This is a genomic window from Leucobacter sp. L43 (genome assembly GCF_016597785.1).
Lineage (GTDB): Bacteria > Actinomycetota > Actinomycetes > Actinomycetales > Microbacteriaceae > Leucobacter > Leucobacter alluvii.
Genome location: NZ_JAENJG010000002.1, coordinates 495,709 through 514,935, shown reverse-complemented (window position 1 = coordinate 514,935; position 19,227 = coordinate 495,709). Strand labels below are relative to the sequence as shown.

Annotated in this window: 13 protein-coding genes; 8 read left to right on the top strand and 5 right to left on the bottom strand. The window is 68.0% G+C overall.

The genetic code is table 11. The features are described from left to right. Positions 1-45: 45 nt before the first annotated feature. The 4 genes from JE033_RS11605 to JE033_RS11590 all read left to right on the top strand — a co-directional run bounded on the left by JE033_RS11605 (position 46) and on the right by JE033_RS11590 (position 6,128). A complete protein-coding gene (locus JE033_RS11605; protein ID WP_200331734.1) occupies positions 46-1,785 on the top strand; it encodes a CdaR family transcriptional regulator in 1,740 nt (579 codons plus the stop codon). Between the two features lie 223 nt (positions 1,786-2,008). Continuing rightward, entirely contained in the window at positions 2,009-3,625 is a 1,617-nt protein-coding gene (locus JE033_RS11600) for a DEAD/DEAH box helicase (RefSeq protein ID WP_200331733.1), read from the top strand. A 213-nt stretch (positions 3,626-3,838) separates the two neighbouring features. Continuing rightward, complete coding sequence (locus JE033_RS11595; RefSeq protein WP_090150058.1) at positions 3,839-5,062, top strand: MFS transporter; 1,224 nt, start codon at positions 3,839-3,841, stop codon at positions 5,060-5,062. Positions 5,063-5,180: 118 nt separating this feature from the next. Continuing rightward, entirely contained in the window at positions 5,181-6,128 is a 948-nt protein-coding gene (locus JE033_RS11590; RefSeq protein ID WP_200331732.1) for a DUF4349 domain-containing protein, read from the top strand. Here the strand turns inward: JE033_RS11590 and JE033_RS11585 are convergent. The 3 genes from JE033_RS11585 to JE033_RS11575 form a co-directional block, all read right to left on the bottom strand. Further along, on the bottom strand, positions 6,085-7,449 hold the full coding sequence (locus JE033_RS11585; RefSeq protein WP_200331730.1) for an NAD(P)/FAD-dependent oxidoreductase: 1,365 nt from the start codon (positions 7,447-7,449) through the stop codon (positions 6,085-6,087). The two genes, JE033_RS11590 and JE033_RS11585, sit on opposite strands and share 44 nt — an antisense overlap. Beyond that, a complete protein-coding gene (locus JE033_RS11580; RefSeq protein WP_200331729.1) occupies positions 7,401-7,835 on the bottom strand; it encodes a hypothetical protein in 435 nt (144 codons plus the stop codon). The genes JE033_RS11585 and JE033_RS11580 overlap by 49 nt, the downstream gene beginning before the upstream one ends. An 81-nt stretch (positions 7,836-7,916) precedes the next feature. Further along, positions 7,917-9,437 carry an APC family permease gene (locus JE033_RS11575; RefSeq protein ID WP_090150070.1) on the bottom strand — a complete coding sequence of 507 codons (1,521 nt, stop codon included), beginning with the start codon at positions 9,435-9,437 and terminating at the stop codon, positions 7,917-7,919. Positions 9,438-9,692: 255 nt separating this feature from the next. Between JE033_RS11575 and JE033_RS11570 the strand changes: the two genes are divergently transcribed. Next, a complete protein-coding gene (locus JE033_RS11570; RefSeq protein ID WP_090150074.1) occupies positions 9,693-11,051 on the top strand; it encodes an NAD-dependent succinate-semialdehyde dehydrogenase in 1,359 nt (452 codons plus the stop codon). 194 nt (positions 11,052-11,245) lie between these two features. Then, positions 11,246-12,700 carry an APC family permease gene (locus JE033_RS11565; RefSeq protein ID WP_200331728.1) on the top strand — a complete coding sequence of 485 codons (1,455 nt, stop codon included), beginning with the start codon at positions 11,246-11,248 and terminating at the stop codon, positions 12,698-12,700. Here the strand turns inward: JE033_RS11565 and JE033_RS11560 are convergent. Next, entirely contained in the window at positions 12,691-14,598 is a 1,908-nt protein-coding gene (locus JE033_RS11560) for an FAD-dependent monooxygenase (protein WP_200331727.1), read from the bottom strand. The two genes, JE033_RS11565 and JE033_RS11560, sit on opposite strands and share 10 nt — an antisense overlap. A 143-nt stretch (positions 14,599-14,741) precedes the next feature. On the opposite strand from JE033_RS11560, the gene JE033_RS11555 reads away from it, so the two are divergent. Together JE033_RS11555 and JE033_RS11550 are read left to right on the top strand one after the other, a co-directional pair. Next, a complete protein-coding gene (locus tag JE033_RS11555) occupies positions 14,742-15,458 on the top strand; it encodes an IclR family transcriptional regulator (RefSeq protein WP_090150084.1) in 717 nt (238 codons plus the stop codon). Positions 15,459-15,618: 160 nt separating this feature from the next. Beyond that, positions 15,619-17,460, top strand: a complete 1,842-nt coding sequence (locus JE033_RS11550) for a thiamine pyrophosphate-binding protein (RefSeq protein WP_200331726.1) — start codon at positions 15,619-15,621, stop codon at positions 17,458-17,460. 47 nt (positions 17,461-17,507) lie between these two features. Here JE033_RS11550 and JE033_RS11545 read toward each other — a convergent pair whose 3' ends face one another. Next, entirely contained in the window at positions 17,508-19,181 is a 1,674-nt protein-coding gene (locus JE033_RS11545; RefSeq protein ID WP_200331725.1) for an amidohydrolase, read from the bottom strand. Between the last annotated feature and the right edge of the window lie 46 nt (positions 19,182-19,227).

The window sequence follows — 19,227 nt, the reverse complement described above, 5'->3', positions numbered from 1 at the left end:
TATAGAGTTCTCTCTGAAGAGACGTTCCATTCATTGGAGAATTGTATGAACGCGAACGCTACCCCCGACCGAGAGGCGACGCGCTTCCGCGCCGCCCTCGATGCATTGGATGGCATGCTCGCGGGACTGGATCCGTCGGCAGAGGCGGGAGATCGTCGTTTTCTGGGGTGCGTCTTCTTCGAGAACGAACCGCACGAACGCCGGTACGCAGATCACCTGGTACTCGCGCCTGGTCTCGATGCTGCAGGCCCGAATCTCGCCGTCCGCGTGCGAGCCCTCCTCGATCACGGTGCCGCCGGTGTCATCGTCAAACGGCCCGAATCGGGTCTTCCGCGACTGCCTTCCGACCTCGCATCCGCACTGCTGCTGCTCGAACGGGAGGCGGACTGGGCCGATGTCGCGCAGTCACTGCGCGCCCTCGGTTCGGCGGACGCGCGGCTCGTTACGGGAGGCATCAGACAGGGGGACCTCTTCGCACTCGCGAACACGCTGGCCTCATTGTCGAACGGCGCCGTCAGTCTCGTCGACATCGCGGGTCGCATCATCGGGTATTCCACGCATGTCGGCCAGCCCATCGATGCGCTGCGCCGGTCGACGACGCTCGCGCTGCATGAGGGACATCACCCGCGTGTCGACGCGCAGTTCCAACAACTCGCCGCGTCCACGGCGGCGCTCCACTTCCCCGGCAAGCAATCTCGCTACGGTCGCGTCGCACTTCCAGTCCGCGCGGCCGGTGAACTCTTGGGAACCGTCTGGGCGATCCAGGTGGACCCGAGCGGCGCCGACGAAACCAGGCAGTTCCTCGACTCCGTCGAGCCGCTCGTCGCGCATCACATGCTGCGCGCGCGTGAAACCGCTCAGGCGGATGAACGACGGAGCACCGACCTCATCCGTGCGTTGCTCGAGGACGCGACGAATCGCCGGGCGGCTGCAGCGCAGCTCGATCTCGACCCCGGTTCCGCGCACACGGTCATCTGCTTCCGCTTGTGTGAACTCGGTGACGCGAATCCGGTGCTCAGGGCCCAGCAACTCCTCCACCAGGTCTCGACGACCGCGAAAGGGCAGTTCGCCTGGGCGCACTGCGCCCTTCTGGACGGCGTCGCCGTGGCCCTGCTCCGCAGCTCAGACACGGCGCACACGCGGCTTTTCGCAGACCGCATCACCCGGATCGCGGAAGGCGGCGCAGTCGCCGGAATCGGCCGGATCGCGCAGAATCAGTCGCTGATCCCCCGGTCGTACCGCGATGCGGCGAGCATCAGCCGCATCATCGTCACTCGCAATGCAACGGCGCGGGGAACTCAGGCCACGCGATCCACCGCCGCGGCCGGGCATGTCACCCGGGACGACGACGCATCCGACGTCGCCGAGTTCTCCGAGATGCACTCCGATCTCGGGCTCGCGCACGTCGGCGAGATCCTGCATGACTCCGAGTTGCTCGAGGGTGATCTCGTCGAGAGGATCCTGGCACACGACCGCGAGCATGAAACGAGACTCGCCGAGACACTGCTTTCGGTGCTCGATCATCAAGGCAGCGTGCGTCGGGCCGCGCTCGATCTGCACGTGCACCAGAACACGGTGCGCTATCGGCTCAACTCGATCAGGGCGGAACTCGGAATCGATATGGACCACCCGTCCGCGCGCCTCTGGATCTGGTTGCGCCTCACGACGGAGGTGGCGTCAGGAGGCTTGATGTTCGCACCCGAGCCCCGGTCGCCCGCATCCGGAGCAGCACCATCGAACGACTCGCGCCGCACCAACATCCGAGCGATCAGCCCCATGGGGTAGAATGCTCTGTGTAGCGCTTCGAGCGTTACGCGTCGCAATTCACCGCACCGCCCGCTCGACTCCTGAGCCTGGGCGCCGTTCGGCCCGATCCGCGGCGAACGGATGCGCGATCCCGCGCACTCTGACAAACGGCAGCGACGCACGCAGCACCGCGGTGAACGCGGCACTCGAGATGATCTCCGAGTGTTCTGCTCGCAGCGCTGTCTCAGCATGAAAGGTCCCCGTGACCGAACAGACCACCACCCCAACGCCTTCCTTCCTGGATCTCGGGGTTCCCGCACCCATTGCAGACGCCCTCGCCAAGAACGGCAAGGACGCACCGTTCCCGATCCAGCGCGACACGCTTCCCGACACGCTCGCCGGGCGCGACGTGCTCGGCCGCGGCCGCACCGGCTCGGGCAAGACGATCGCATTCGGCATCCCCCTCGTGGCGAACCTCGCCGAGGATGCGGCCAAGAAGCGCCGCCCGAGTCGCCCGCGCGCGATCGTGCTCGCCCCGACCCGCGAGCTCGTCACCCAGATCGCCGAGACGCTGAAGATGCTCGCCGACCCGATGGGCGTCAAGGTCACGACCATCTTCGGCGGCGTGCCGCAGCGCCGCCAGGAAGTCGCCCTCGAAGGCGGCATCGACATCGTCGTCGCCGCACCGGGTCGCCTCGACGACCTCATGAAGCAGCGTCTCGTCGATCTCAGCTCGGTTGAGATCACGGTGCTCGACGAGGCCGACCACATGGCCGACATGGGCTTCCTGCCCGTCGTCACGCGCATTCTGAACGCGACGCCGAAGCAGGGACAGCGTCTCCTCTTCAGCGCGACCCTCGACAACGGCGTGGACAACGTGGTGAAGAAGTACCTCCACGACCCGATCCGGCACTCCGTCGATTCCGCCGAGTCACCGGTTCCGCAGCTCACGCACCACGTCTTCGAGGTCGCGGGCAAGGATCAGAAGGATGCGCTCATCGAAGCGCTGGCGTCGGGCACCGCTCGCCGCATCTTCTTCACCCGGATGAAGCATCAGGCCAAGAAGCTCGCGAAGCAGCTCACCACCGCCGGCATCCCCGCGGTCGAACTGCAGGGAAACCTGTCCCAGAACGCGCGCGACCGCAACCTCGCCGAGTTCGTAAGCGGCGAAGCCCGGGTTCTCGTGGCGACCGACGTCGCAGCGCGCGGCGTGCACGTCGACGGCGTCGATCTCGTCGTGCACATCGACCCGCCCGTCGAGCACAAGGCATACCTGCACCGCTCGGGTCGTACGGCCCGCGCAGGCAACGAGGGCGATGTCGTCACGCTGGTGCTGCCGGAGCAGCGCGGCGAGATGCGTCAGATCATGCGTGCAGCCAAGATTCACGTCACGCCCCGTACCGTGAACCCGAGCGCGGCCAACATCGATCCTGAGGTGCTCTCGCTCATCGGCGAGATCGCGCCCCGCGTCGACCCCCGCGAGACCGAGCGCAAGCGCGCGGCGGCGCAGACGGCACAGCAGCGCGCCGCCGGCCACAGCCCGGCGGGCGAAGGATCGAGCACGGGAGCGAACGCGAAGCGGAAGCGCTCGCGCGGCGGTCGCGGTCGCAGTGCCGGATCGGCGAGCGCCGGTCAGGGTCAGTCGGGTGACGGCCAGCAGCGACGGTCTTCGGGCCAGGGCTCCGGCGCTCAGGGCGGCGGCGGACAGCGCCCCGGCGGACAGGGCGGCGGTCAGGGCGGACAGAGCCAGCAGGGCGAGCGCGGGCAGTCGCGCGGCCAGGGCGCTGGCGCCGGATCCGACGGCGGGCGTCGTCGATCGGGTCGTCGCGCCCAGAGCTCGGGTGGCACGGTCTACTCGACGAGCAGCACCAGCCGCTGACCGAAGCGGATTTCCAGCACTGCCGGGCGGAGCGATCATCGAGACGCTCCGCCCGGCAGTGCTGTCTCGTCTGCCGAACATGCAGCGGCGGGAAGGGGCGTGTCTCGTCGAGCGCCGCGGACACCTCGGATTCGCTCGCTCTTCATCGAAACGACGCGCGAATCAGTGGCCTGAGCACTCGAATATCGCCGATACCACGCGTATACTCGTCTGATGGGCTTGTATCGTGATCTGGGGAGCAATCCCGGCGTCTTCCGCGTGCTCGGGTCGCAGCTCATGGCGCGCTTCCCCTTCGGGATGCTGTCGATCATCGTGCTGCTCCACATTCAGCTCGCCTACGGCGACTACACCTCCGCGGGCATCGTGCTCGCGTCGCAGAGCGTCGGCCAGGCCGTCTCCGGTCCGCTGAGCAGCCGGCTCATGGGTAAGTGGGGCATGCGCCCCGTGCTCACCGTGACATCGATCGCGTGCTCGGTGCTGCTCGTGGTCATCGCCGTCGTGCATCTCCCCCTGCCCATCGTCACGGGAATCGCCCTGCTGGTCGGACTGACGACGCCGCCGATCACGCCCGCCGTGCGCACGATGTACCCGAAACTCGTGCCGGGCAAGCAGTTGCAGGCGCTGTTCTCCCTCGACGCAGCCGCGCAGGAGATCATCTGGGTGATCGGCCCGGTCGTCGCCGTCTTCGTCACCTCGCAGTTCAGCACCGCTGCCGGCCTCTGCGTTGCAGCGGGCTTCATGCTGCTCGGCGGCGCCTGGTTCATCTCGAGCCCGGCGCTCGGGCAAGTCAAGCTTCCGCCCTCGAAGCGCGGGCTGGGCGCCGTGCTGCGGTACCCGACGGTGGTCATCGGCACTGTTGTCAGCTTCTTCTTCGTCGCTTCGTTCGCAGCAATCGAGGCGGGCATCGTCGCCGCATTCGTCGGGCCAAACGGCGGGCACGGCAGCATCGAATCGGGCATCGTGCTCGCGATCTTCGCCGGAGGCTCGCTCGTGGGCGGTCTGCTCATCGGGCACCGCGAGATGCGGCCCTGGTCGCCGGCGCTCCGCATCCTCCTCGTGCTCGCGGGAACCTCCGCGTGCCTGCTCAGCCTGAACATCTGGTGGCTGAGCGCCGTCCTGTTCATCGGCGGTCTCGGAACTGCGCCCACCTTCGCCGCGATCTCGAACATCGTCAGCTCCACCGTCCGCTTCTCCGAAACCGCCGAAGCCTACGGATGGATCGGCACCGGCACCCTCGTCGGTGTGGCAACCGGATCGGCCTTCGCCGGCATCGCGATCGACATCGCGGGCGCACACGGTGCCATCGCCGTCTCAGCTGGGCTGCTCGTCATCTGCGCGATCATCGCCGTCTCGACCCTGCGTTGGATGCCCGATCTCAAGGGCCGCTCGATCGAGCCCCCGGCAGAGACCGGAACGCTCTCCATTCCGCTTCCGTAGCATCGCGCCCTGGCTGAGCGGGAAACACGGCGACGCAGCTACGGCACCCCGCTCGTTTCGATGCAGCACCTCATCGTTCGCAGCCGCGAACGAGCCCGCCGCGGCTTACGATGAAGCCATGCATCCCAGACGCTTGTCGGCCCGACGCCCGCGCCGCACGTACGCCGCGCTCCTGACGGCCGCGCTGCTGCTCGTCCCGCTCTCCGCGTGCACGGGTGCTGAGCCCGCCGACTCAGGTGCCCCCTCCTCAGGCGCCGCTCCCGCCCCCCGTTCTGCATCGTCGGAACCAGGGGCTGCCAGCGATGAGGCATCCGGGCAGGATGTCTCGACCGAACGCTCCGTGATCCGTACGGGCGAGCTGCTGATCGAGGTCTCCGACCCCTCCGGGGCGATGGATCGCGTGCGTGCCATTGTGACCGACCTCGATGGCACGATCGAGTCGGAGCATGTGCAACGTTCAGGCGACGGGGCGAACGCCGAGGCGAGCATGACGGTGCGCGTTCCCTCCCAGCGACTCGATGACGCGTTCTCCGAACTCGCGGGGGTCGGGTCGGTCGTCTCGCAGAGCCGTTCGGCCGTCGACGTCACCGCCGAGCGCGTCGACCTGCAGGCGCGCGTCGAGGCACTCGAACGGTCAGTGCAGCGTCTCACCGATCTCATGAGCGGGGCTGCGACGACCGGCGAGCTCATCGAGGCCGAGTCCGCGCTCGCCGAGCGGCAGCAGGAACTCGATGGATTGCGCGCCCAACTCGAGGTGCTCGAGGGCCAGGTCGACGAGGCGACCGTCACCGTGACGCTGAGCGCGCCGAGTGCGCTTCCGGGTGGCGGGCCGGCCAACTTCTGGGAGGGGCTCCTCACCGGTTTCGCATCGATGGGGGCTGCGGCATCGGGCGCACTCGTACTGCTCGGGGTGCTCCTGCCGTGGCTCCTCCTGGGTGCACTGGGAGCGGGGGCCGCGTGGTTCGCAGTGAGGCGAACTCGACGGCGGCGCACGCGGCTCACCGCTGAACCGGCCTCCGAAACTAGGAGGCGGTCGTCGTCGGGGCCTCCGGAGCCAGCGCCGTGAAGTCGAGCGCCCGGCCGAGGATGCGCTCAGCGGCCCGGTGCCCGGAGTAGAGCGCGGCGGTGACGGTTGCGGGATCCTCCGTCCACGTCGCTTCGCCGGCCAGGTGCAGCACGCCGCCGGATCCTTCTGCTCCGCCGATCGGCGTGGCGAGCACATCGTGGTGCTCGGTGCGGGAACCCGGCGTCATGAAAGCGTATGAACCGCGCGAGTAGGGGTCGTCTCGCCACCGCGAGACGCGGACGGTTTCGGGGTCGGTCACCGCGACGCCGTAGATCTCGCGGAGCGAGGCGAGCACCGAGGACGCGATCTCGTCGTCGTTCCACTCACGAGTCGCCTGAGCGCTGGGGCCCGCGGCGAAGGTGAGCAGGGTCGGCACCCCGTGCAGCTCGGTGAGGTCGTACCAGGAGTGCCACCACAGCGCGGCAGGTCCCTGCCTGCGGATGGCGTAGACGTCCTCATCCCAGAAGCGCTCGGAGAACCGCAGGAAGATCTTCTCGAAGTCATTCATCTCGAATCCGGCGAGGGCCTTCGCCACCGGCTCTGGCAGCGCGGGATCGATGACGAAGTCCTCCGATGCGAGCACGCCGACGGGTACCGTCACCACGACGTGATCCGCAGCGAACTCACCGTGCCCGGTCACCACGGACGCACCCGCGTCCGACCATTCGACGCGCCGCACCACGTGCTCCAGGCGCACGTCGAGACCCTCGGAGAGCCCGCGTGCGAGCGCGTCGTATCCGCCGGGGAACACCACCTCATCGCCCTCGACCTGGTCGTCGTCGAGGCCGTGCGCGTCCAGGCGCTCGGCGGCGACGCCGTACTGCTCCTCCGAACGGTGACGCAGGAACTCGCGCACGCGGGCCGCTCGTTCCGCATCCCAGTCGAGCTCAGCGAGAGCGCGATCGATGGCGTCGGCGTATGCTGACCCATCCGGGGCTGCGTCGATCATCGCGGCCAGCATCGTGTCTGCGGCGCGCAGATCGTCGGCGAACCTCGCAGCAGTCTCGGCGTCGAGCCGCGACCCCTCCGGTCCGTAGGTGGCGATCGGGCGACCGTCGGGCTGATAGCTGCCGACGGTGAACTCGATCGCGTGCATGTTCCAGGCGCGGGTCAGTGTGTAGAGCGCATTGTCATCGATCCCATGGATCCAAGAGGCTCCGATATCCGTGATCACGCCGTCCGCGTGCTCGCTCCAGGTGCGTCCGCCCACCCGATCGCGCGCTTCGAGCACGACCACTCGCTGGCCGTGCCTCGCGAGGAATCGCGCTGCCGTCAGACCCGATACTCCAGCTCCGACGACGATCGTGTCGAAACGCTCCATGGTGACCTCCCGCGGCCCGCCCGGAGGCTCCGGTCGCCCCACCCCTGCGCGCCGTTCTCAGCGTAGCGGAGAGCCGTCGTCGAGCGCTCGGGATCGTCGGCGCCGAGTGCCGCGGAGAGGGCGTCGAGCTGCGCGCACAGCGCTCGCTCGCGCTGCACGTGCACCGCACGACGACGGAGCCACGGCGCGAGCAGACGCGTCACTGCCGGCATCATGATGAGGCACATGACCGGCGCGACGACGGTGACGACGATCGCGGAGCGTGCGGGCAGCGATACGGCGCCCCACCACGGCAGCATCGTGATCACCCACGAGGTCGCGACGTTGACCGGGTACATGCCGATCCAGATCGACAGGACCTTCTTCCACTGCAGACGCTCACCCATGGCTGTATTCCACGCCATCCGCGTTACGACGTCGTCACGAGCGTCGCGCAGCTTCGTGACGACGTCGTAACGGATCCGGTGCTATTCGTCCGGAACGAGGATCGGCGTCTCCCGATTCAGACTCTCGCCGCGGAAGAACGGCTTCGCCGCGGGTCGGAGCGACCAGATGCCCATCAGCACGAATCCGAGCAAGAGGGCCCCGACGCCGATGACGAAGGCGCCGCCGATACCGAAGATGACGGTGTAGCTGTAGTCGACGCTGATCATGTCGATGCACGACTGCACGAAGGCATACGCGAGCATCAGCCCGCCGAGGACGGGCAGGATGCCGCGCATCCAGAGGTTGCGCGCGCTGTCTCGGAGGGTGTCGCGGAAGTACCAGGCGCACGCGAACGACGTGATGGCGTAGTAGAGCGCGACCGCGAGACCCATCGACGTGAGCGAATCGGCGAGCATGTCTTCCGAGAGGATGGACATGCCGACGTAGTACACGATGGCTGCAGCGCCCATGACGGTGGTCGAGAACCACGGCGTCTTGAACTTCGGATGGAGATCCGCGAACTTCGCCGGCAGCGCCCGGTAGACGGCCATCGAGAGGGTGCCTCGAGCCGTGGGAAGGATCGTGGTCTGGGTCGACGACGCCGCCGAGAGCATGACGCCGAGCAGCAGGAACCAGCCCCACGGCCCGAAGAGGGCGCCGCCGAGCACGGTGAAGACATCGTCGAGGTTCGCCTCGTTCGTGAGACCGAAGCCGGTGTCGCCGAACCCGGCGAACATCATGACGGCGACGGAGATGCCGACGTAGAGCACGATGAGCACGACGATCGTCGAGATCGCCGCGCGGCCCGGCGTCTTACGGGGGTTCTTGGTCTCCTCGTTCAGCGCGAGGCACGTGTCCCAGCCCCAGTAGATGAAGAGTGCGAGCAACACGGCCTCCATGAACCCCGACCAGGAGGTGAGTTCGGCCGGGTTGAACCACTGCCAGTCGAACGCGACGGATCCGGCGTTGCTGCCGTCGAGCGAGTGCACGAGGGCGAGCACGCCGAAGAGCAGCATGGCGACGATCTGGATGGTCATGAGCACCATCTGCAGCTTCTCGCCGATCTGCACGCCGATCGTGCTGATGAAGGTCATGAGCGCCATGAAGACCACCGAAGTCGCCACCACGATGACCCGGTTGTCGGCGAATTCCTCGTTCCCGAGCAGCAACCAGAAGTACTTGCCGGTGATCTCGCCGACGTTGGCGAGCACCATGACGGCGGAGACCGCCACGGCCCAGCCGCCGATCCATCCGGTGACCGGCCCGAACGCCTTGGCGCCCCAGACGAAGGTCGTGCCGCAGTCCGGCATCTCGCGATTGAGCTCTTGATAGGCGAACGCGGCGAAGACCATCGGGATGCAGGCCACGACGAACACGAGCGGGGCTTGCGCGCCGACGGCGAGAATCACGTATCCGAGCGTCGCCGCCAGCGAGTAGAGCGGCGCGGTCGAGGCGAGTCCGATGATCGTCGAACCGACGACTCCGAGCGCGTTCTGGTTCAGGCCTTTGCCGACGTGGATGTGCCCGGTGTCGGTGGCGTTGCTGAGCGTGTGTTTCGCCAAAGCGAATCCTCCTCTATGAGGTCGGGGGTGCGACAGCGATCATCCTATAGGTGCGGCGGCCCGTTGAGACGGATCGCGCCTCGGGTCGCGAGCGCAACGGAATCCGCAGCTCCGCCGCCGATCCACTTCCGAAATCGTCGGCGAGTACCCGGTGAATTCGCATGATTCGATCCTCTCGGGCGGTAGTGCTCACGACCGCCGATGTGGGAGACTGGGCGTGCACAACACCGACGATCACTAAGGAGTGAGTCACCTATGAGCACGTTCGCCGTCATCAATCCGGCTACGGGCGAGACAGTCGCCGAGTACCCCGACGCGACCACCGAGGAGATCGAAGCCTCGCTCGCGTCGGCGCAGGAGACGTACCAGAACTGGTCGCGCAAGACCACCGTCGCCGAGCGCGCAGCGCTCGCCCATCGCGCAGCGGAGCTGTTCGAGGAGCGCAAGGAGGAGCTCGGCGCGATCATCAACCGCGAGATGGGCAAGCCCCTCGATCAGTCGATCGGCGAGGCCGAGTTCTCGGGCGCCATCAGCGCCGCGTTCGCCGCCAACGCCGAGAAGTGGCTCGCCGATGAGCAGCTCGAGGTCGAGGACGGGCTGAAGAGCTTCTTCCGCTTCCAGGGCACGGGCGTGATCCTCGGCATCATGCCGTGGAACTACCCCTACTATCAGGTCGCGCGCTTCGCCGTGCCGAACCTCATTCTCGGCAACACCGTCATTCTGAAGCACGCTGCGCAGTGCCCCGAGTCGGCACTCGCGCTCGAGCAGCTCTTCCTCGACGCCGGGTTCCCCAAGGGCGCCTACGTCAACGTCTTCGCGACGCACGAGCAGATCGAGGACATCATCGCCGACGATCGCATTCAGGGCGTCTCGCTGACCGGCTCGGAGCGCGCAGGCGCGATCGTGGCCGAGCAGGCCGGGCGCGCGCTGAAGAAGTGCGTGCTCGAGCTGGGCGGCTCCGATGTGTTCCTGGTGCTCGACACGGATGATCTCGATCACGCGGTCGAGCACGCGGTCGGCGGGCGCATGGAGAACACGGGTCAGGCGTGCAACGGCTCGAAGCGCATCGTCGTCATCGATTCGCTGTTCGACGAGTTCGCCGAGAAGTACAAGGCGGCCATCGCCGGCCAGTCCTACGAGGCCGGCGACTTCGGCCCGCTCTCCTCGGCGGGCGCGACGAAGACGCTCACCTCGCAGGTGCAGGGCGCGATCGAGCAGGGCGCTGAGGTGCTCGTCGGCGACAACACGCCCGATGGCAACCTCTACACCCCGTCGATCCTCACCAACATCACCCCGTCGATGGACGTGTACAGCCAGGAGCTGTTCGGCCCGGTTGCGCAGCTCTACAAGGTCTCGAGCGACCAGGAGGCGATCGATCTCGCGAACTCCTCGCCGTACGGCCTGGGTTCCGTCATCATCTGCGACGACCTCGAGCGCGCCGAGCAGGTGGGCAACCAGCTCGACGTCGGCATGGTCTTCATCGGCGGCGCCGGCCTCGAGGGCGCGGATGTGCCCTTCGGCGGCGTGAAGAAGTCGGGCTACGGCCGCGAGCTCGGCAAGGTGGGCATGCTCGAATTCGCGAACAAGAAGCTCTTCCGCTTCGCCGCGAAGTAACTCGCGTTCGACGTACTGAGGCCCCGGAATCCAGCTGGATTCCGGGGCCTCAGTACGTGCCCGCGCGACTCGATCGCGCCCAGCACCCGCGCGATCGATCCTGCGCGGTACAGTAGGCGCACATCGTTCCCGGGGCGCGGGCGCCGGCGAACGACTGCACGTCATCACGACCACGACGCACGACGGGAATCATCATGGCGCAGTTGAACACTGAGGCCGTCGCTTCGATCGGCGACGATCCGAGAGAGCACGGCACCGGCCTCAAACGGGTCATCGGACCGAAGCTGCTCCTGCTCCTCATCATCGGCGACATCATCGGCGCCGGCATCTTCGCCATCACCGGCCGAGTCGCCGGTCAGGTGGGGGGCGTCGCCTGGCTCCCGTTCCTCCTCGCCTTCGTGATCGCGACGCTCACAGCGTTCTCGTACCTCGAACTCGTCACGAAGTACCCGCAGGCTGCGGGCGCTGCCCTCTACGCGCACAAGGCGTTCCGAGTGCACTTCGTCACCTTCATCATCGCCTTCGCGGTGGCGTCCTCAGGAATCACGAGCGCGGCGACATCGGCCACCCTGGTGGGCAAGAACCTCCTCATCGGCATGGGGCAGTTCTTCGATGGGGTACCGCAAGACGCCACGGCGACGATGTTCGCGGCGATCGCCATCATCCTCGTACTCGCGCTCATCAACCTGCGGGGCGTCGGCGAGAGCGTGAAGTTCAATCTCGTGCTCACGCTGGTGACCATCGCGATCATGGCGGTGATCATCCTCATCGGGATCATCGCGATCGCGCAGGGCAACGGCGACGTCTCGCGTCTCGTCGTCTTCGAGACCCCCGGGGACCGCGGCGCGTTCGCAGCTGTGACGATGGCGACCGCGATCGCGTTCTTCGCAATGGTGGGATTCGAGGATTCGGTGAACCTCGTCGAGGAGTGCAAGGATCCCCAGCGCGACTTCCCCAGGATCATGCTGACGGGCCTCGGCATCTGCGCGATCGTCTACATGCTCGTGGCAGTGACCGTCATCATGGTCATCCCGCCAGGAGACCTGCTCAACCCGAAGAACCCCGACGCCGGCATCCTCCTCGACGTGGTCCGCATCGGGGCGCCGGGCATTCCCGTCGACGCCATCTTCCCGTTCCTCACCGTGTTCGCAGTGGTCAACACCGCACTCATCAACATGCTCATGGCGAGTCGCCTGCTCTACGGCATGGCGAAGCAGGACGTACTGCCGAAGGTGCTCAGCAAGGTGCTGCCGAAGCGTCGCTCGCCCTGGGTCGCGATCCTCTTCAGCACCCTGCTCGCCGTGGGCCTGGTCGTCTACGTGAACCTGAACTCGGATGACGGCATCGTCGGCGCACTCGGCGGCACGACCGGTCTCCTGCTGCTCTGCGTCTTCGCCGTCGTCAACATCGCACTCCTCGTGCTGCGTCGAGAACCGAGGGTCGAGGGCGGCTTCCGCGCGCCGACCGCGATCCCGATCCTCGGCGCCGCGCTGTCGCTCTTCCTGGTCGGCCCCTGGGCGAGGAGTGTCGAGGACTGGATCCAGTACGAGATCGCCGGTCTGCTCCTCGCGATCGGCGTGGGGCTCTGGGTGCTGACCTGGGCGGGTACCACCATCAGCCGGAGGCGGAAGCTGGCTCGTCAGAGCTGAGGCAGGAACGTCCCGCTCAAGAACTCCGCGAGCTCGTCCGTCGCGGTGAGCGGCAGCACCGTCGAGACGTATTGATCGGGTCGCACGACGACGATGGCCCCGTCACGGCTGACGCCCCGTGCCTCGAAGATGTCGTCATCGGGATGGGCGGCGTAGATCTTCTCGTAGTCCGTCAGCCCGAACGGACCGGATGCGGGCAGGAACAGTCGTGAGACCCGCGCGATATCGACCTCGTGGTGATGCTGTTGGAAGACCGCTTTCACATCGAACACGGAGTCGAGGTCCGCACCCTTCGGGGTGAAGCGCGCGAGCGGCGACTCGGCTGCCTCGAGCATCCACTTCGCCCACTCGTCGAGCCTGGTGCCGTCGACGTCGGCGAATGCGTAGATGCGGAAGCGCCCATCCGCCCGGTGATGATGACCGAGGTGCACGTCGACCGCGTCGGCCACCCGAGTGGTGAGCACCGACTTGAAACGCTTGCCGATCGCGAACCCGCTCGCAAGCTCCTGATGCGCATCGGTCCCGACGAGGATCGAGTCGGTGTACTGGGTCATGAAGCCTGCGGGGAACTCGGCGGTCTGCACGTAGAACTCGGCCACCTCGTCGGGGGACGCGAACTCCTCCGGCTTCTTCGCCATCAGGGTCGACCACTGGTGATCGAAGTCGATGAGATTCTTCGACGTCACCCAGCGCTCGTCCGAGTAGGTCTTGAGCAGCGACTCCGGGCTGCGCCCCTCGAGCACGTACCCGAGCTTCCACCCGAGATTCCAGCCGTCCTGCATCGAGACGTTCATGCCCTGCCCGGCCTTCGCGCTGTGCGTGTGGCACGCATCGCCCATCAGGAAGACGCGTCCCTTGCCGTCGGGCGAAGTCGCAGCGTCGTCGAACCGGTCGGTGAGGCGGTGCGCCACTTCGTACACGCTGTGCCACGGCACGTCGCGCACGTCGAGCGTGTACGGATGGAGGATCGCGTTCGCCCTGGCGATGATCTCGTCGAGCGACGTGCCGCGCACCTTGCCGGCGTCGTGCTCATCGGTCTCTCCGAGGTCGACGTAGATGCGCGCCAGGTGGTTGCCCTCGCGCGGGATGTGGAGAATGCTGCCGGCTGCCGAATGGATGATGCACTTCTTGCGGAAGTCGGGGAAGTCGGTCACGGCGAGCACGTCCATGACGCCCCAGGCGTGCAGCGACGAGGATCCGGCGAGTGACCCGCCGATCGAGCGCCGCACCGAGGAGCGGGCGCCGTCCGCGCCGACGACGTACTTCGCGTGGACCACCAGGGTCTCCCCCTCGTCGTCGCCCTCCTTCGCGGCGTTGATTCCCGCGCCGGTGAACCCGGAGATCTTCCGGAGCGTCACGGTGACGGGATAGTCGCCGTCTCCCGTCACCTCGAGGTCGACGAACTCGTACCCGTAGTCGATGTCGCCTCGGGCGGGCGCGCGCCGCGCGTACTCCGCGAAGTAGTCGATCACCCGGGCCTGGTTGACGATGAGGTGCGGGAACTCGCTGATGCCCTTCGGATCGTCGGGCGTGATGGAGCTGCGCACGATGTTCTCGGGATTCTCGGGATCCGGACTCCAGAAGTCGGTCTCAGTGATGCGATACGCCTCCTGGATGATCTGCTGGGCGAAGCCGAATGCCTGGAACGTCTCGACGCTGCGCGCTTGGATGCCATCGGCCTGACCGAGCACGAGCCGTCCGTCGCGGCGCTCGACGACGCGCGTCACGACGTTCGGGAACTGGGCCAGCTGGGCCGCCGTGACGATGCCGGCGGGGCCGGAGCCGACGATCAGCACATCGATCTGCTCGGGCAGGTCGACGGGACGGTCGACGCCGACGCCAGCGGCCGGAAGGATGCGCGGATCGGTCGAGACGTACCCGTGGTGATGGAACTGCACTGTTTCTCCTCACTCGCCGCAGCCAGCGCCGCGGTGCATGTTCACTAAGTGAACACTCAGTCTGAATACTGCACACATAGAATATGTGCGTCTCCGCTCATGCGCAATACGTGACCGCCGGAGAATCCGACAGAATAGGAGTCATGACCTCCGCGAGCGAAGCCGGAACGACCGCCGGCTCCCAGACACTGTCGCGCGGCCTGCGCGCGCTCGAACTGCTCGCCGAGGCGGAATCCCCGATGTCGATCGCCGACCTCGCCGCAGGTCTCGAGGTGCACCGCTCGAATGCCTACCGGATCCTGCGCACCCTCGAGCAGCACCGCTTCGTGGCGCGCGACGAGGCCGGCCTGATCCGCCTCGGCCCGAAACTCACCGTGCTCGCCCGCGGCGTGGCCCCGGCGCTGCACACCGCCGCCATGCCGGTGATCACCGAGCTCGCCTACGAGCTCGGCATGACCACGTTCGTCACGGTGCTCGACGCGGATGAGGTGGTGACCCTCGTGACCGCCGAACCGTCGAACGTCGCCGCCACCATCGCCCGAAACCCGGGTGTGCGGCACCCGCTGCATCGCGGCGCCCCCGGCCACGCCATCGAATCGTCGCTCACCCGCGCTGAGCGGAAAGCGTACCTCGGCGACCCCGAGATGAGCCGGGCCGGCAGCGAGGCGCGACGCAAGGGCTACGCGCTCAGCCGCGCAGAGGTCATCGACGACGTCACCGGCATCGCCGTGCCGCTGCGCATCGCCGGCGAGCCCCCCGCAGCGATCGCCGTCGTGCATTTCAAGGTCCCCGAGACGATCGGCGAGGTCGTCGACGCCCTGCAGGAAGCGGCAGAGCGGATCGCGCAGAGCTACCGGTGAGCGGGTGCGCTCACTAAGATGAAGAGGTCCAGCTCGGTCGGGTTTCCGCCGGCCCTGCCGGGGAAGGCGCTCGAAAAAGGGGCGCTGCTGCCGGAGCGATGCCGCCCGGCGAGACACACACGGTTCCCTGTATTTCGAGTACCCTCCCGAAGGACCTGTCATGTCTCACACCACCCTGGTGCGCGCACTCGCGACCGCACTCGCCCCCCACTCCCGCCTGATGTTCGGCTTGATGGGCAACGGCAACGCCCACCTCATCGAACAGCTCGGCGAACTCGGCCTCAAGTACGTCGCCGTGCGCCACGAAGCCGGCACGGTCGCCGCCGCTGACGCGTACACGCGCGTCAGCGGGGAGCTGGCCATCGCCACCACCACGTACGGCGCCGGTTTCACGAATGCGCTCACCGCGCTCGCCGAGGCGGCTCAGGCTCGCACGCCGATGCTCGTCGTTGTCGGAGATGCACCGAGCGCCGGGCCGCGCCCGTGGGATGTGGATCAGGAGATGCTGGCGGCGGCCCTCGGCATCCGCACGCACACGCTCTCGGTGACCAACATCGCGCGGACGGTGGAACGCGCAGTGACCTACGCGCTGCGCGTTCGGCGCCCGGTCGTGCTCGCCATCCCCTACGATCTCGTCGGTGTGGAGGTCGCCGGCGCGGTCGATTCCAGTGCAGCATCCGCGCCTGGAGCGGAAGCGCAGGGCATCGACCTCGCCGATCCCGCGGTGCTCGCCGCCCTATCCGCCTCCGTGTCCGGAGCGGAGCCGTCTGCGCAGAGCACCGGCTCCCTGGCCTCGGCGCCCACCACTCCCTCGCCCGCCCCGGCTCCCGTCTCCCGTCCCGCAGACCATCAGATCGAACTCGCGGTGGTCGCCCTCCTCGAAGCCGAGCGCCCCCTCGTCATCGCGGGCCACGGCGCGCACGTGTCGGGAGCCTCAGCCGAGCTCGGGAGCATCGCGTCGGCGCTCGGGGCACTGACCTCCACGACGGCGCTCGGCCGAGGCATCTTCCCCGAAACGGCGTTCGACCTCGGCGTCACCGGCGGTTTCGGCCAGCAGCGGGCCATGAGCGTCGTCGAGACGGCCGACGTCGCGCTCGTCGTCGGAGCGAGCCTGAACCAGTTCACCATGCGGTTCGGCGATCTGTTCGGCGCCGGCACCACCGTGATTCGCGTCGATGCCGAGCAGGTCGCCCCTCCGAGGACGAATCGTCCCATCTCGCACCAGCTGCTGCAGGGCGATGCCCGCGACATCCTGGACCGGTTGCTCGCGGGAATCGCGGCGGTGCGCGACGTTTCGGGGAGCTCGGCGGGCGGCTGGCGCACGACGGTCGCGGGGCTCGAACCGGGAGGCGCACTGCGCGAGCGCAGCACCGGTGTCGTCGACGGTGTGTGCGCAGACGGCAGGCTCGATCCTCGCGCCGTCGCCGCGCGCATCGGCGCACTGCTGCCGGCGGAGCGTCACGTGACCACCGACGGAGGTCACTTCCTCGGCTGGGCGAACATGTACTGGCCGGTCGCCGCTCCGGAGCGCATGATCATGGTCGGCACCGCCTATCAGACCATCGGCCTCGGCTTCTCGACGGTCGCGGGCGTCGCTGCGGCGGTCCCCGGCACGACGACCGTGCTCAGCACCGGCGACGGCGGCGGGCTCATGGCCCTCGCCGATCTCGAAACCGCGATCCGCACCTCGTCCAGCTGCATCATCGTGGTGTGGAACGACGGCGCGTACGGAGCGGAGGTGCATCTCTACGGCGAGCTAGGCCTCGATCAGGAACCGATGCTGATCCCCGACGTGGACTTCGCGGGTGTCGCCTCCGCGCTCGGCGCGACAGGGGTTCGGGTGCGCACGCTGGCGGACCTCGACGCTCTGCGCACGTGGACCGAAGCGGGCGCCTATGGAACGATCCTGCTCGACTGCCGCGTCTCGCGCAGCGTTGTCGCCGAGTATCAGCGGGAGATTCAGCGCGTGAACGGCATCGACGTTCCGGCTGAGACCGAATAGGTCGGACGCCGGACGCACGGGGGCCGACCGCGGCCCCCGTGCGTCGACTACGGCGCGAGCGCGAAGACGACCTCGCCGGCTACCACCGTGAGGGCGGTGCGGGTCGCGATCACGGCCTCCATCGGCCCGGTGAACGGATCGCACGTCGCCACGGCGATGTCGGCGCGCTCGCCCACGCGGATGCGTCCGGGAGCGTCGAGCACCAGGGACGCGGAACCGCTCGTGTACGCCGCGAGGCTCTCCGCAAGGGTCAGGGCCTGAGCCGCGTCGAGCACGTCCGGGCTCCCGCCAGTCGCAGCATGGGCATCGGGTGGGGCCGGGAGCGACCGGTTGACCGCGACGTGCATTGCGAGCCAGGGGTCCGGGGGCGATACCGGCCAGTCGGAACCCATCGCCAGATCCGCTCCCCCGTCGGCGAGGGAGCGGAACGGGTACCCGCGGCGCATGCGCTCCTCGCCGATCATCGGCACCACGTACGGGTCGGGTGCGGCCCAGAGCGCTTGCATGTTCGCGGTCAGCCCGAGCGGGCCGAATCGGCTCGCGTCGTCGGGGTGGATCATCGACAGGTGCGCGACGTGATGCCTCGGCCCGCTCCCGTTCGCGGCGCGCGCCGCTTCCACCGCGTCGAGGGCGACCCGGATGCCTCGGTCCCCCATGATGTGGAGATGCAGGGCGAACCCCGCGGCATCGAGCTGCTCCACGAACGCATGCACCGCGGCTTCGCTGAAGTGCAGCTCGCCCGCACCGGCGTCGCCCGTGCCATCGCCGTGGGAGCAGTACGGTTCGAGCAGTGCCGCGGTGCCCCCGTGGGGCACCCCGTCGATCATCGCTTTGGCGGTCGACGTGGCGAATCCGGCCGCAGCGTTCTCGGCGCGCAGGCGCACGAAGCGCTCGACGAGGGCGGGCACATCCGCCTCCTCGAGTCCGGGCGCGATCCAGAGGGCGCCGGAGACACGGCTGGGCAGGGTTCCGTCGTGAATCACGCGCCGGTAGGCTGCGGTGCAATCGGCCTTGCCGTTGTACTCCCCGAGGATGGCCTCGTGCCAGCCAGTGATGCCGAGGGACCACAGGTACTGCTGCGCGTCGAGGAGCCCGGCGGCGATTTCGTCGTCCGTGGCCGGGGGGATCACGCGGCCGACGAGTTCGGCGGCCGTCTCGTTCAGGTACCCCGTCGGCTCGCCATCGCCGTCGACCGCGATGCGCCCGTTTGCGGGTTGCGGGGTGTTGCGCGTGACCCCGGCGAGTGCCAGCGCTCGTGAGTTCGCCCAGAGCGTGTGATGGCCGGCATCTGAGAGCGCGACCGGACGGTCCGCGACGATCTCGTCGAGGAGGTGCCGCGTCGGGTGCGGGAAGATCTCGTGGCTCCAGCCGCCCCCGGTGATCCAGGAATCGGGATCGGCTCCGGCTGCGTCGGCCCCCTCGACGGCCGCGCGTATGAGCGCGAAGGTCTCGTCCGCATTCCGCGCGCTCGACAAGTCGCAGCTCAGCCGCTCGACACCTGCGAATGCGGCGTGCACGTGCGCATCGACGAACCCCGGAGTGATCAGGCCGCCTCGCGCATCCACGATGCGGGTGCCTGGCCCGCGCAGGGCGAGAACGCTGGCATCGTCGCCGACGGCGACGATGCGGTCGCCCCGCACCGCGAGTGCGGTGCGATCGGTTCGCACTCGGCCATCGAAGATGCGGCCCGATACCAGGCAGAGGTCGGCGAAGTCGGTCATATCATCTCGTCTCTGATCGGCACGCCGCGGGGTGCGGCCTGCGGGG

Excerpts from the sequence above, each read along its gene's own strand:
- JE033_RS11545 (WP_200331725.1), bottom strand. The coding sequence starts at position 19,181 with ATGACCGACTTCGCCGACCTCTGCCTGGTATCGGGCCGCATCTTCGAT.
- JE033_RS11570 (WP_090150074.1), top strand. The coding sequence starts at position 9,693 with ATGAGCACGTTCGCCGTCATCAATCCGGCTACGGGCGAGACAGTCGCC.
- JE033_RS11585 (WP_200331730.1), bottom strand. The coding sequence starts at position 7,449 with ATGGAGCGTTTCGACACGATCGTCGTCGGAGCTGGAGTATCGGGTCTG.
- JE033_RS11590 (WP_200331732.1), top strand. The coding sequence starts at position 5,181 with ATGCATCCCAGACGCTTGTCGGCCCGACGCCCGCGCCGCACGTACGCC.
- JE033_RS11565 (WP_200331728.1), top strand. The coding sequence starts at position 11,246 with ATGGCGCAGTTGAACACTGAGGCCGTCGCTTCGATCGGCGACGATCCG.
- JE033_RS11550 (WP_200331726.1), top strand. The coding sequence starts at position 15,619 with ATGTCTCACACCACCCTGGTGCGCGCACTCGCGACCGCACTCGCCCCC.
- JE033_RS11595 (WP_090150058.1), top strand. The coding sequence starts at position 3,839 with ATGGGCTTGTATCGTGATCTGGGGAGCAATCCCGGCGTCTTCCGCGTG.
- JE033_RS11580 (WP_200331729.1), bottom strand. The coding sequence starts at position 7,835 with ATGGGTGAGCGTCTGCAGTGGAAGAAGGTCCTGTCGATCTGGATCGGC.
- JE033_RS11555 (WP_090150084.1), top strand. The coding sequence starts at position 14,742 with ATGACCTCCGCGAGCGAAGCCGGAACGACCGCCGGCTCCCAGACACTG.
- JE033_RS11605 (WP_200331734.1), top strand. The coding sequence starts at position 46 with ATGAACGCGAACGCTACCCCCGACCGAGAGGCGACGCGCTTCCGCGCC.